Source organism: Desulfovibrio sp. (assembly GCA_016208105.1).
In the GTDB taxonomy this organism is placed as follows: Bacteria; Desulfobacterota; Desulfovibrionia; order Desulfovibrionales; family Desulfovibrionaceae; genus Fundidesulfovibrio.
This window is the reverse complement of record JACQYS010000017.1, coordinates 136414-149570: the sequence shown is the minus strand read 5'-3', so window position 1 is coordinate 149570 and position 13157 is coordinate 136414. Positions and strand designations below refer to the sequence as shown.

The following is a 13157-nucleotide window of genomic DNA, read 5'->3' as shown; positions in this document are numbered from 1 at the left end:
CGCCTACACGGCTCATCGCGAGGACGCGTGACAACCCCTGTTGTAATCTTCACCATCGGCCACTCCAACCATCCGGCCGAGCACTTTCTCGAACTCTTGCGCGCCCATGGCATCACCGCCGTGGCTGACGTGCGCTCCAAACCCTACACCAAGTACGCCAAACACTTCTGCCGGGAGCAGGTGGAGCGGCTCCTGCGCGGGGCAGGCATCCACTACGTGTTCTTGGGGAACCAGATAGGGGGCAAGCCAGACGATCCCAAACTTCTCGGCTCTGACGGCAAGCCCGATTACGCCCGCATCGCTGCCTCTCCCGAATTCGCAGCCGGGATCGACCGCCTGGTGAAAGGCGCTTCCCGCCAGACCATCGCGCTCATGTGCGGCGAGGAGAATCCGGCAAACTGCCACCGCCACCACCTGATCGCCCCTGCCCTGGCCGTGCGCGGCGTCAGGGTAAGCCACATCCTGGGCGACTCCAGCGTGGTGGAGGATGAAGAACTCAAGACGCTCCAATCCAGAAAAATCGGCCAGACCCAAAACTCACTGTTTTCCTGACGGAATTGCTGTGGCTGCGCGCGAGTGTCTCGTGTAGACGTTTCGCAAACAGGCGGCGTTCGGATATCCCGGCCCCATGCGGCAAAGCCAAGCGAGGCGGCGGATGAACCAGGAGCGGATGTTTTTTATCGACAACCTGCGCCTCACGGTGATCGTGCTGGTTGTGGTGCTGCACGTGGCGGTGACCTACAGCGGGCTGGGGGACTGGTACTACAAGGAAGGACGGCCGCTTGGAACGGGATCCTTCCTGTGCTTTTTGGGGTTTCAGGCCTTTTTGCAGGCCTTCTTCATGGGGGCGCTGTTCATGGTGGCTGGCTATTTCGCTGCGGCCTCGCTCAAGTCCAAGGGAGCGGCCGAGTTCCTCAAGGGCCGCGCGGTTCGCCTTGGCGTTCCGTCGCTCGCCTACATGCTGGCCATCAACCCGGCCACCATCTACTACCTGAAGGACTGGGACCGCACCCTCTTCCCGGTGAGCTTCTCCTCCTACTGGACCCGCTACGTGCTGGACCTCCACTTCATCGGCGGGTCCGGACCCATGTGGTTCGCGGTGGCGCTTCTTTTGTTCTGCGTGGTCTACGCCCTGGCGGAGGCGCTATCCGGCAGGGCAGCTCAGCCTGAGCCCGCCAAGCAGCACCCTTTTCCGGCCTTGCTGCCTGTAGGAATTGCTCTGGCAGCCTCGGCCGGGGCGTTTCTTCTTCGTCTCAAGTGGCCCATAGGCTCCAACGTGTACAACATGCAGCTGGGCTTCTTCTCTCAATACGTGATTTTATTCTGCGTGGGTATCGCGGCCCACAGCCGGGGATGGTTTTCCACCATCGGCTACGGCGTATCCAAGCGCTATCTAACCGCAGCCTTTTGCAGCATCCCGCTGCTCTTGGCGCTGGCCGTATACGGGGATGCTCTGGAGGGCAGCCAGCCCTTCCGGGGAGGAATGCACTGGCAGAGCCTGGCCTTTGCCGTGTGGGAGTCCTTCACCGGGGTGTTCATGTCTTTCGGGCTGGTGGGGTTTATGCGCGAGCGCTGGAACAGCCAGGGAAAACTCGCCCAGAGCATGTCGGCCAGCGCCTTCGCGGTGTACGTGTTTCACCCGCCGGTGCTGGTCTTTCTCTCCCAGGTTTTCCGGTCGGTTGATCTGGCCGCCATCCCCAAATTCCTGCTGGTGAGCGCGGTGGCGCTGCCTGCGAGTTTTCTGGTTGCGCGGGTGGTACGGGCCATACCGGTGATCAAGCTGATGGTCCGCTCCTGACACCCTCTTATTCCCCAAAGCAAAGCGCCCGTTGCCGGACTTTCGGCAACGGGCGCTTTGCTTTATGGGATTCCAAAGGGACACTGTCCCTTTGGCCGCCGGAGGCATATTCTCTTTCTCCGGACTCTTACAATTTCGCCAGGGTCTCCAGTTCCTTCTCGTGGGCCTTCACCCAGTGGTACAGGTCTTCCATCACGGTCCTGGCGCTTCGCTTCGGTTCCCAGCCAAAGGTGTCGCGAACCTTCTTGGCGTTGGTAATGTAGATGGCCATGTCCGCCGGGCGGTTTTCCGGGTCTACGTCCACCTGGATGCGGTTGCCGGTGATCTCCTCGCAGAGCATGGTGGTCTCCAGAAGGGACAAACTCACTTCCAGGCCGCCGCCCACGTTGAAGATGCCCCCGTCCGCCTTGGACCAGTCGGCAAGCTGGAGTTCCAAGAGGTCGAAGAGGTCGTCGGGATGGAACAGGTCGCGCACCTGTTTGCCCAGGCCGCCGAACCCGATGTACTTGAGCTTGCGCTTGAAATAGTGGGCCTGCATCCACAGGGAGAACACGCCCTGGTCCACCTTGCCGAACTGCCAGGGCCCGGCGATCACGCCGCAGCGGTTCACCACCCCTCGCAAGCCGTACATGGCCCGGTATTCCTCCAGCACGAACTCCGAGCAGAGCTTGGTTGCTCCGTACATGGACTTGGCCCCGTAGATGGGGAAGCGCTCGTCAACGCCCTGGGGACTAAAGCCTTCGGGACCCTGCTCGGTGGCCCACACGAAACGGGTGGCGCCTTCGGTGATGGGGATCGCGTTCAAGGGATCGTAGGCGTAGACGCGGCTGGTGGAGAGAAACACCACATCGGCGCGCTGCTTGCGGCACATCTCCAGGCAGTTGATGGTGCCCACCAGGTTGGTGTTCACTAGGTATTCGGGGCTGCCGCCGAATCCGGCCAGCACGGAGGGTTCGGCCGAGCACTCCAGAAGCAGGTCGATTTTGCTCTCGAAGCTCAAGTCCTCTGGATTGCGGATGTCGCCGTGCACGAACTTGATGCCCGCGTCTGCCAGGCGGGGCAGGTTGAATTCGGAACCCCGGCGCTTCAAGTTGTCCAGGATGATGATTTCCTGCTTGGGGTAGCGGGCCTTGTAGGCCATGGCCAAGTTGGAGCCCACAAACCCGGCTCCGCCGGTGATCAGGATCGCGTTGTCGTATTTTTTCATGGAGCGGTGCCTCCGGTGGTCTGTCTTTGTTTGGTGAATAAGCCGGGCCTGGGTAACAGGCGCGGGTTGGAAAGAAAAGGGGCTAGCTCGCCTGTTCGGTGCGCACGAACTGGGCCAAGGCCAAGGACATGACCCCCATGGCCGCTCCTGCCAGGAAGGGGATGCGGTAGTCGACTATCCACAGCCAGCCGCCCATGGCCGGGATGAAAACGGCAGCGATGTGGTTGATGGTGAAGCCCACGGCCGAGGACGGGGCGATGTCCGGCTTGTCCGCTATCTTTTGTAGATAGGTGCGGATGCACACCGAGAAGTTGAAGGTCAGGTTGTCGATTATGAACATGGCACCGGCCAGGATGTGCGAGTCGGTGTAGGCGTATACGGAGAACACCAGGATGGTGGAGGCGTACTCCAGGCTCATGAGCGCCCGCTCTCCGAAGCGGTTGATCATGCGCCCGATGATGGGGTTGGCCACCCAGGCCACCAGGTTGTTCGCCACGAACAGGGCGCTCATGGCAGTAAGGGTATAGTCGAACTTCTTCACCAGCAGAAATGCGGCGAACACCATGAAAATCTGGCGTCTGGCTCCGGAAAGGAAGGTGAGGGCGTAGAAGAGCCAGTAGCGCGAGCGCAGGATCATCTTCTTGTGTTGCGCAGGCAGTGACTTGTCCGAAGGGTCCTGAAGCACGGCCCACAGACCCATCAGGGCCACAGCGCCCCCCACGATCATGAACAGCAACGGATAGCTTAAGCTGGAAGCCAGAAAAAATATCAGCAGGCCGACCGCGATGTTGGCTATGGCCGAGGCGGCCCGCAGCCTGCCGAGCACCACCGGGGCCATTTCCAGGCTGAAGTATTGCAGCGACAAGGACTGGTTCAGGGTCTCGAAATAATGGAACCCCGTGGACATCAGAAGAGTGGTGAACACGATGCCCCAGAAGCTCGGGACAAGTCCGGAAGCAGCCACGCCCACGCCAAGCAGCAGTAAGGACAGGGCGGCGGCCCTGTGTTCTGTAAGGACAAGCAGCACGTAGATGACAAGAAGCGAGAGAAACCCAGGGATTTCGCGAACGGACTGCACCATGCCCATCTGAAACGCGTTCAGTCCGGCGGCCTCGACCCCGAAGTTGTTGATGAGCGTGACCCAACCCTGCATCCCGATCTGGGAGGCAATGGTGGTCACGAGCAGAAATAAGTACATTCGGCGCTGGGCAGTGGACATGGGCAATCCTGGATGAGCGTTGCGAGGGCTGATTGATGCCAGAAAAGCCTCACCAGGTCGAGGCATGCCATGCTCAAAACCGCGCGACAGTTCCAAGACCAAAAGGATTTGTAGTTGGTTTTCGGTCCAATGTGCTGGATTACAAGAATGAATACCTGTATCCTGGATTCGTCGAGCAAGAGGATTCAAGGATGGATAGAGGCTGATGGGTCTCTTGGACCTGAAGACCATAGTGATCATAGGGCTCATGCTGCATTCGGCATTGGCCCTGGTGATGTTGCAGACGTACTTTACCCGCAAAACCTACCCGGGGTTCCGTACCTGGACCATCGGGCAGGCTTGCTGGGTTCTTGCGAGTTTCTTCTTTTATTTTAGGGATGTTATAGTTAGCGAATCCGTTTCGGTGATTCTGGCGAACCCTCTCTACCTTCTTTACGCCCTGCTTTTGCGCAACGGGATGGCCCGGTTTTACGGCTATGACCGGGACAGGCTGTGGATGACAGTGAACGTTTGCGTGGCAGTGCTGTGTCTGGCGCTCATCTACTGGTTCCGGTTCGGCACCAACGACATGAACATGCGGGTGATAGGCAGTTCGCTCGGTATGGCGTTCATCGTCCTCTGCGCGGGCATCGAGCCGATTCTCAACAAAGTGAAGCGTTATCAGATTCAGATGATCATTTCCGCCGCGCTCATGGCCGGGGGAGTATGCCTTTTGATGCGTGGAGCAGCCTCAGCCGTACATCCGGTCTATTCCGATCTGTTCAGGCAAGATGTGTGGCTCAAATTCGTGCTTGTGATGGGGATGTTCGTCAATGTGATCCAAGTGTTCGGATTCATCACTCTGATGCACTCACGCCTGGAGGATGAACTGCTCGAGGCCCAGGCCAGGCTCCAGGACCTGGCCAACACCGATGCCCTAACTGGGTTGGTCAACCGGCGAGGGATCACGGAGATCGCCACCCACGACTTGAAACTGGCTAGAAGGTACGGGCACAAGGTGAGTCTTATCATCTTCGATCTCGATCATTTCAAGGCAGTCAACGACACCTATGGGCACGCAATGGGAGACGAAGTGCTCGCAGCCATTGGGAGCAAATGCCTAGACGCGATGCGCGACGTGGACACCCTGGCCCGCTGGGGCGGTGAAGAGTTCGCCGTGCTCATGCCCCAGACTGACTTGGTCGGCGCTAGGCAGACGGCAGAGCGGCTCCGGATTATGATCAGCGCATTCAAACCGGTACCTGGCATGGATATCCGAACCACGGCGAGTTTTGGCGTGGCGGAACTAAACGGCGGCAGTTTCGAGGACATGGTGGAGAGGGCGGACTCCTGCCTGTACCAGGCCAAGCGGGAAGGCCGGGACCGGGTGTGCGTGACACTGTGAGCCGAGGGTGTGTCCATCACCTGGAAGCTTGGCACATGTTCCGGTTGCAGGTAGAAACGTGCATCCATGGAATCGTCTCGCGCAGCATTCTCTCTGGGAAACGGCGTACGACACCCTTCTGTTGGGGGCTGGCTGCCTGAGCTGACCGCGTTCCTGACACTCATTGGGGTATACCGGGCTTGGTCCCTGGTCATGCCCTTGCAGCAGGGTCGGGACTTCGTCACCTACATGTCCTACTTCGTCCAATACTTCAGGACCGAACCCGTCGATCATCTGCTCATGCTCTTTCGAACCCCGGGCGCTCCTCTGTTCTTTGGCGGGTTGGACAGGCTCGGCGGGCCGGTGCTGGTCGACGCCGCGCTCAACCTCTTTTTCGCGGCAAGCCTGACGTGCCTCTTCAGGGCGGTCCGCTCCGCCTGGAGCATCCCTGTTGCCTCAATTCTGCTTGGCCTGCTCAGCCTGTTGCCGTCCTACAACTGGGCCTGGCACACTGTGGCCAGCGAAAGTCTTACCTGTGCCGGCGTGGCTTTGCTCGGCTCAGCCTGTCTGGGAGCGTTCAAAACCCCCACGCCAGCTCGTTGGGCTACATGTGGGCTCTTGGTTTTTCTCCTGACCATGATCCGGCCGTCATGTCAGCTCTTCGCACTGCTGTGCATCGCTCCCTTATTCCTGAGAGGGCGCACCTTCCCCATCCGTGTCAGGCTCTGCGCGGCCATGCTGATTCCGTTTCTTGTCTTGAGCTCCCTGTGGATGGTTCACAATTACACTCGCTACGGGGAGTTCACTCTGGCCCGGGGGGGGACTGCATTGATACCTGCCTATCGGGTTTTTTTGTGGGACCGGATCATGAGCCCGAAGAACGGCCCGGCTTCACAAGAACTCGCTGCGGCCGTGGCCAGCGATCTTTTGCCCCGGCCGGAATACCGGGAAAAGCAGGTGGATCTGGACCTTTTTTTCAAGGCCGGCGACAGCTTCATGTTCGCGGACCTCGTAGCCCTGTCCGACCGGACGTGGGGCTGGGATGCGAACTACTCAATGCTCAGGCGGGCTGCATTGGAGGCTGTGGCGGCCCATCCCTGCACGTATCTCTCCGGGTTGGCCGTTACGCTTTGGCTGGTGTTTTCTTCCAGCGAGCACGACATTTTCGACAAGATACGAGAGAGTTGGCCGGAGCATCCGGACGCCACCGCCCACAAGAAGCGAATAGGCATGGGCGCCCCAGCCTTGCCCGGCAACACCGAGATACTGGCCTCCTCGAGCGTGTACTGGCTTTCGTCCGGGTCGGGAAGATTTCCTCATGTGGATGCGGATTATCTGGAGGTGAAAGCCCTGGAGGAGGAGTACCAGGCCAAGTATCCTTGGATTCTGGACGCCGTGAACTCGCAGCCTTGGGCGATGAAACTCTGGATAGGTCTCGCTCAGGCATCGGAGTGGTTTTTCATGTTGCCGCTTCTGGGACTTCTGTGTTTTTTTGAAACCACTCCCAGATGTTCGGCCGTGAAATGGCTGCTCGGCGCGAGCATGGTGATCCTTGTGGCTACCTATATGGGCACTGACGCGGTGATCCAGTTCCGCAATCCGTTCGATCCGGTGTTCGTGCTGGCCGCGCTGTCGGGAGTAGTCGCGATGGTGGGGTTTTGCAGGGGCTCTCCCCCTGGACCCTCAATGAGAATTAAATCAATCGCCGTTATTGAAATGAGAAGCGCCGCCCACCGGAAAACCGATGGACGGCACGAAGCCTGATAGGATTCCAAAGGTACTTCGTTCCTTTGGCCGCCGGAGGTATCTTATTTCTTGACTGTGTTAGCAGCTTCCGCCTGCGCCGCCTTCCTTCACCACGTCCTTCTGCACTTCATAAATCTCGCGCAGGATCTTGGGCACGTCGTAGGTCATCTTCCAGTTGGGGTAGTGCTCCTCGAACTTCTTAAGCCCCGATACCCACCAGATGTGGTCGCCGATGCGGTTGGTGTCGTCGTATTCGTAGTTCATCTTGTTGCCGGTGATCTCTTCGCACATGTCGATGGCTTCGGCCATGGAGCAGTTCGAGTATCTCCCGCCGCCGATGTTGTACACCTCGGCCACGCGCGGCTTCTCGAAGAAGTGCCACAGGGAGTTCACCAGGTCGTAGCTGTGGATGTTGTCGCGGACCTGTTTGCCCTTGTAGCCGTAGATGAAGTATTTCTTGCCGGTGATGCAGCAGCGCATCAGGTAGGACAAAAACCCGTGCAGCTTGGTGCCGGAGTGGGCCGGGCCGGTCAGGCAGCCGCCGCGGAACACGCCGGTGTTGAGCCCGAAGTAGCGGCCGTATTCCTGCACCACCACGTCGGCCGCAACTTTGGAAGCGCCGAAGAGGCTGTGCTTGGTCTGGTCGATGGACATGGTCTCGTCGATGCCCTGCTCCCACTTGTGGCCTTTCTCGATCTCGAAGCGTTTTTCCAGCTCAACCAGGGGCAGGTAGTTGGGCGTGTCGCCGTATACCTTGTTGGTGGAAGTGAAGATGAACACGCCTTCGGGGCAGTGCTGGCGGAAGTTCTCCATCATCACCAGGGTGCCATTGGCGTTGACCGTGAAGTCCATGTAGGGGTCGGAGGCCGCCCAGTCGTGCGAGGGCTGGGCCGCGCAGTGGATCACCGCCTTGATGGACTTTCCGTAGCGGCCGTAGATCTTGCTGATGGCGTCGTGGTCGCGGATGTCCGCGTCGTAGTGGGTGTAGCCCTTCAGGTCGCCTTCAAGGCGCTGGCGGTTCCACTCGGTGGAGGCGTCCTCGCCGAAGAAGGTTTTGCGAAGGTTGTTGTCGATGCCCACGACGTCGAAACCCTTTTCAGCGAAGAAGCGGACGGTCTCGGAACCTATAAGCCCGGCAGAACCGGTGACGATGGCGACAGACATGCGATGCTCCTTAAGATGAGTTGGGGGCGCCGCCCCCAAACCCCCGCCGGGGGAAATGATTTCCCCCGGTCCCCCTCAATGGGGACGGGTGTTAGCGTTTCAGTTTGCCAAGTACGAACATGAAACCCACGAGAAAACGAAGAAGATACATGCCGAACCCAAGGCGCGGGTGTGAAAGGAGCCTGCGCCAGCGGCCGTTTTCCAAAAATACGCCGAAGAACCGGTAGGCGGCCCCGAACTGCCGGACCAGGTCCGGGTCGTCCTTTGGCCATTTGGCCATGTAGGCTTCGAAGGAGCCGCCGTAGTAGGTCTTCTTGGTCAGGTATCTCCACAGGTCGAAGGCCGCCTCGTTATGGAAAAGAAGCGGCGTGTCGTCATTGGAGAAATTCTCATACCCGGTGAGCCGGGGCGTGAAGTTCGCATCCGGCAGGCTGGACACGTAGGCGTCCACCCGGTCGAAATCGTACTGGCTGAGCACTCCCACAGGGCCATGGCCGCGTATGAGCTTGTCGAAATCCCAGTCCTCTGGGCCGGTGAGGGACTCGTCGAACCCTCCGGTGGCCGTGAAGGCCTCTCGGGTGAAGATGCGCACGCAGTCTATCACTGTGCCGTCGTAGAAGCTTCGCTCGAAGCGGCGAACGGCGGGGAAGAATCCTTTCCCCAGCACGATCTCCGGGATGTAGAGCGCACACAGCTTTTCGCGGCGCATCTTTTCCACCGAGCGTTCGACCACCGTGGCGGAAAGGATCATGTCAGCATCCAGGAACATGAAGAGTTCCCCGGAAGCCTTTTCGAAACCGAAGTTGCGCTGGGCCGAACGTTCCGGTCCCCTGTCGAAAATCTTGTCGGTGTATTTGGCGGCGATGGCTTTGGTGTCATCAGTGGACTGGTTGTCCACCACGATGATCTCGATCAACTCCGGCGCATAGCTCTGGGCCTTGATGGACTCCAGGCAATTGCCGATGTTTTTCGATTCGTTGCGGGTGGTGATGATGGCCGAGACGCGTTCGCCGTTCATTATTTCGCCTGACTTGTCACCTAAATTGCTTAGTATGCTCAAAACAAAGACCCCCCTGTCGAGGGGGTCTGGGGGAAATCATTTCCCCCAGCGGGTGCAGGGCAGCGCCCTGCCGGGGTTCGGGACAGCGTCCCGTTTTATTTCTTACACTCCGCGCATCCCTTGCGGGTGTTCAGCAGATGCCCGATCAGCTTCCCTCCGGCGCGCCAGAAGAAGGCGATATCGTCCAAGCTTCTGATGGAGAGAACCTTGCGCAGCAAAAACGCCGGGGTGAGCGCGGCCTTATAAAGTTCGTTCTTGAATTGCAAGACATCTTCATTGGAGATGGGCGATTTCCACACGCTCTGGCGCATGTCGTAGTCGTCCCATTCCTGGGTGGTCAGCCAGCCCTGGTTCTTGGCTTCCTCGAAAAGCGGCGTGCCGGGGTAGGGCACCACGATGGTGGCCTGGAGCGTGTCCAAGTAGCCCTCGGTGAACATGCGCTTGGCGAAGTCGATGGTGGACCGGGCGTCGTCCTTGGTCTCCCAGGGGTAGCCCACCATGGTGGTTATGTGCGGGGCCAAGCCGGCCTTTTTGCACATGCGCAGGGTCTCCTCGATCTGGGCCACCTTGATGCCTTTGACCAGGCGATCCAGCGTCGACTGCACAACGGATTCCAGCCCAATCAAGATAAAGCGGAAATTGGCGGCCTTCAGAAGGTTCCACTGTTCCTGGCTGAGTGCGCCCACGCGCATGTTGCAGCCCATGACCACCTTCTTGTGCAGGCCGCGCCTTATCATGCCGTTGCAAAAGTCCTCGAGCCATTTTCCCTTGGGGAAGCAGCCGGAGTCGTCGAAGATCTCCTTCACGCCGAGTTTCACCAGCTGTTCGATCTCGTCCAGGTGGCGCTCGACGGAGACGGTGCGATAGTTGCGGCCGGGGTACAGGGTGGTCCAGGAGCAGAAGGTGCACTTGCCCCACCAGCAGTCGCGCCCGGCGTAGACGTAGGTGCCGGGCGTGTATTTGAAGTTGCCGTTCTTGTATGCGTAGAGCTGCCACTTGGTGAGCTCGCGGTCGATGTAGGGCAGCTTGTCCAGGTCGTGTTCGAGCGAGGCCGGTCCGGTGTCCTTTATCTCGCCGTTCTCGCGGTACCAGATGCCTCCTGGAGCGGTGAGGGACTTGCCGGAAACGAAGTCGGCCAGGTCGGCCAGCATGAAGTCGAAGTCGCCGCCAGCGATCACGAAATCGGCCGGGCAGTTCTCCATGGATTCGCGAGGCAGGGCGGTGACGTGGTCGCCCATGAGAACGATCTTGGAATCCGGCAGTTCGCGCTTCAACTCCTCCACGATCTTCCAGTGCCGCTTGATGACCGGGGTCTTGGACTCCATGGCGACAAGGTCTGGCTTTTCGCGCTTGATGCGGGCCAGCCAGTCCGCGTAGGTCATCTCTTCTGCTATGCCGTCGTCCCAGAATACGTCGTGCCCGCGGGCCTTGCACAGGCTGGCCGCATAGGACGGCACCATGGGGTAGATGTAGGTGGGGTTGGTGAACCACTGGAACTGGCGGTTCTGGGACAGAAGGGCCACGCCCTTGCCGGACTCAAGGGGCGGGTAGGAGACGGATACTTTCATTTATCTGCCGAGGGTGCTCTTTAAATCGTTGGTGAACCAGCCGCGGATAAACCGCCAACCGTACCACAGATGGGTAAGCAAGATGTAGGGGACCGAGGCCAGGGTTACGTCGAGGGGTTCGTGGCGCGAAATGTCGACAACGGCAACGGCAAGGGCCGCGAAATAGACGAAAAGTCCTGCCTGGTACACGGAGCAGGGAAGAATGAATGCTCCCAGCACCAGGAACAGAAGCCACAGTGCGGGGAAGAAATAGGGCAGACGGCGCGAGGTCTCTGGGTAGTTGCGGGCGAAGTGGCCGCGGTGCGCACCGTAATTGCCCACCTGTCTCAGATGCTTGCAGAGGCCCTCGCGGCGATGGTGCCAGACGAGCATCTCGGGAAGGTAGAGAATCTTGCCCCCGGTCTTGGCCACCAGGTCCATGCAGAATTTGGTGTCCTCTCCGGGCCAGTATTCGTTGTCGAAGCCGCCGATCTCAAGGAAGGCGTCGCGGCGGACCGTGAGGTTCACGCTGGGCCAGTCGTCCACGTAACGGCGCGGAGGAAGCGGCAGGTAACGCTGCGGGAAACCACCGGAGAAGCGAGAGAGAAATACCGCGCCGGATGCCCTGGCCCAGAACGGGTCGGAAACAGGGGTCTGGGCCGGCCCGCCCACGGCCACCACATCGGGCTCGCGCTCGAAAGCCTGCAGGGCGAAGGTGAGCCAGTAAGGCTCCGGGTAGGCGTCGTCGTCGATGAAACTCAAGTATGCGCCCCTGGCAGCCTCGGCGCCCATGTCGCGCTTTACGGCCGGGCTCACCGCGCCCGTGGGGATGATGCTCACGGATGGGTGCGCGTAAACGCCTTTGACGGTGTCCATGGCCGCGTCAGGAAGCAGGATCACTTCGTAGCGCTTCTCATGCAGCAGGAAGATGTGGCGCAGGCATTCTTCCACCAGAACGCCGGGCTCCTTGAAGGGAATGATGATGGAAAACAGGGGGGTGTCCGCCATTGTTTACTCCCAGCGCCCGGCACGTTCGCGGATGATGTACAGGGGTCTTTGCACCACTTCCGTGTGGATATGGCCGATATACAAAGACACCATGCCCAGCCCGCAGAGCACGATGCCGATCAGAAACGTGTTGAAAACCATGAAAAAGGCCATGGGGGTGTAGTTGGCCCCCCAGAGCACGTTGCCGGTCATCATGAGGGCCAGGAAAAGGAGCGAGACCGCGATGATGAAAAGGCCCAGGTAGCCTGTGAACCGGAGAGGCAGAAGCGAGAAGGAGGTGAAGCTGTTCACGGCCAGGTTGAAAAGCTTCTTGAAGGAATAACCCACCGCGCCGGTGTCCCGGGCCGGAGCCACGAAAGGAATGTAGATTTTTTTAAAGCCCATCCAGTCGATCAGGCCGCGAAACATGCGGGTGCGCTCGGTGAACTGAAGGAGGGTCTTGACCACCTTCTTGTCCAGGAGCCTGAAATCCGTGCTGGAGGGGGGGATGTCCAGGTCTGAGAAGCGGGTCATGACCCAATAGAAGGCCTTGGACCCGAGCTTCTTCATGGCCGAGTAGTCGGCCACGGCCTCGCGCACGGTGGCCACGATTTCGTATCCCTCCTCCCACTTGGCGGTGAGCGTGGGGATGAGCTCGGGCGGGTGTTGCAGGTCGGCGTCGATGCAGATGACCGCGTCCACGTCGGGGCAGAGCTCCACCCCGGCGGTAAGGGCCATCTCCTTGCCGAAATTGCGAGAGAGCATGAGCCCCTTCACCCTGGAGTCGCTCTGCGAGATCTCTTTGATCTTGGCCCAGGAGGAGTCGGGGCTGCCGTCGTCCACCAGAATGATCTGCCAGTCGTAGGGCAAAGATTCCAGCACGGCCCGGAGTCGTTGGTGCAGGGCGTCGAGTCCCTGGGATTCGTTATAGACCGGCACGACGACGGCCAGAGTTTTCTGTGAGGACTCGGGCATGTTACGAATAACATTGAGAGGAACTTTCTAAAAAAAAGTTCCTCTCAAACTCTCCTTCAAAAACTTTTCAAGTAGCTTCGCGCTCATGAGC

At 59.5% G+C, this 13157-nt stretch carries 11 protein-coding genes; 4 read left to right on the top strand and 7 right to left on the bottom strand.

The window, feature by feature from the left end; translation table 11 throughout:
- Positions 1-27 precede the first annotated feature (27 nt).
- A complete protein-coding gene (locus HY795_09395) occupies positions 28-552 on the top strand; it encodes a DUF488 domain-containing protein (GenBank protein ID MBI4805437.1) in 525 nt (174 codons plus the stop codon).
- A 118-nt stretch (positions 553-670) separates the two neighbouring features.
- Complete coding sequence (locus tag HY795_09390; GenBank protein MBI4805436.1) at positions 671-1798, top strand: acyltransferase family protein; 1128 nt, start codon at positions 671-673, stop codon at positions 1796-1798.
- A 127-nt stretch (positions 1799-1925) separates the two neighbouring features.
- Here HY795_09390 and HY795_09385 read toward each other — a convergent pair whose 3' ends face one another.
- Together HY795_09385 and HY795_09380 are read right to left on the bottom strand one after the other, a co-directional pair.
- Positions 1926-3005, bottom strand: coding sequence for an NAD-dependent epimerase/dehydratase family protein (locus HY795_09385; protein ID MBI4805435.1), 1080 nt, complete (start codon positions 3003-3005; stop codon positions 1926-1928).
- Positions 3006-3087: 82 nt separating this feature from the next.
- Positions 3088-4224: an MFS transporter gene (locus HY795_09380; protein MBI4805434.1), complete on the bottom strand. Its 1137-nt coding sequence runs from the start codon at positions 4222-4224 to the stop codon at positions 3088-3090.
- Between the two features lie 205 nt (positions 4225-4429).
- Here HY795_09380 and HY795_09375 point away from each other — a divergent pair, with 205 nt between their 5' ends.
- Entirely contained in the window at positions 4430-5608 is a 1179-nt protein-coding gene (locus HY795_09375; protein ID MBI4805433.1) for a GGDEF domain-containing protein, read from the top strand.
- A gap of 66 nt (positions 5609-5674) precedes the next feature.
- Complete coding sequence (locus tag HY795_09370; protein MBI4805432.1) at positions 5675-7351, top strand: hypothetical protein; 1677 nt, start codon at positions 5675-5677, stop codon at positions 7349-7351.
- Positions 7352-7411: 60 nt separating this feature from the next.
- On the opposite strand, the gene HY795_09365 is transcribed toward HY795_09370, so the two are convergent.
- The 5 genes from HY795_09365 to HY795_09345 all read right to left on the bottom strand — a co-directional run bounded on the left by HY795_09365 (position 7412) and on the right by HY795_09345 (position 13066).
- On the bottom strand, positions 7412-8497 hold the full coding sequence (locus HY795_09365; GenBank protein ID MBI4805431.1) for an NAD-dependent epimerase/dehydratase family protein: 1086 nt from the start codon (positions 8495-8497) through the stop codon (positions 7412-7414).
- 91 nt (positions 8498-8588) lie between these two features.
- Positions 8589-9515: a glycosyltransferase gene (locus HY795_09360; protein ID MBI4805430.1), complete on the bottom strand. Its 927-nt coding sequence runs from the start codon at positions 9513-9515 to the stop codon at positions 8589-8591.
- A gap of 137 nt (positions 9516-9652) precedes the next feature.
- Entirely contained in the window at positions 9653-11125 is a 1473-nt protein-coding gene (locus HY795_09355; protein ID MBI4805429.1) for a radical SAM protein, read from the bottom strand.
- Positions 11126-12112, bottom strand: coding sequence for a glycosyltransferase (locus tag HY795_09350; protein ID MBI4805428.1), 987 nt, complete (start codon positions 12110-12112; stop codon positions 11126-11128).
- A gap of 3 nt (positions 12113-12115) precedes the next feature.
- Entirely contained in the window at positions 12116-13066 is a 951-nt protein-coding gene (locus HY795_09345) for a glycosyltransferase family 2 protein (GenBank protein MBI4805427.1), read from the bottom strand.
- Positions 13067-13157 lie beyond the last annotated feature (91 nt).

What these genes read in the sequence shown, in the direction of transcription:
- HY795_09390 (MBI4805436.1), top strand. Translation starts at nt 671, where the DNA reads ATGTTTTTTATCGACAACCTGCGCCTCACGGTGATCGTGCTGGTTGTG.
- HY795_09385 (MBI4805435.1), bottom strand. Translation starts at nt 3,005, where the DNA reads ATGAAAAAATACGACAACGCGATCCTGATCACCGGCGGAGCCGGGTTT.
- HY795_09380 (MBI4805434.1), bottom strand. Translation starts at nt 4,224, where the DNA reads ATGTCCACTGCCCAGCGCCGAATGTACTTATTTCTGCTCGTGACCACC.
- HY795_09375 (MBI4805433.1), top strand. Translation starts at nt 4,430, where the DNA reads ATGGGTCTCTTGGACCTGAAGACCATAGTGATCATAGGGCTCATGCTG.
- HY795_09370 (MBI4805432.1), top strand. Translation starts at nt 5,675, where the DNA reads ATGGAATCGTCTCGCGCAGCATTCTCTCTGGGAAACGGCGTACGACAC.
- HY795_09365 (MBI4805431.1), bottom strand. Translation starts at nt 8,497, where the DNA reads ATGTCTGTCGCCATCGTCACCGGTTCTGCCGGGCTTATAGGTTCCGAG.
- HY795_09360 (MBI4805430.1), bottom strand. Translation starts at nt 9,515, where the DNA reads ATGAACGGCGAACGCGTCTCGGCCATCATCACCACCCGCAACGAATCG.
- HY795_09355 (MBI4805429.1), bottom strand. Translation starts at nt 11,125, where the DNA reads ATGAAAGTATCCGTCTCCTACCCGCCCCTTGAGTCCGGCAAGGGCGTG.
- HY795_09350 (MBI4805428.1), bottom strand. Translation starts at nt 12,112, where the DNA reads ATGGCGGACACCCCCCTGTTTTCCATCATCATTCCCTTCAAGGAGCCC.
- HY795_09345 (MBI4805427.1), bottom strand. Translation starts at nt 13,066, where the DNA reads ATGCCCGAGTCCTCACAGAAAACTCTGGCCGTCGTCGTGCCGGTCTAT.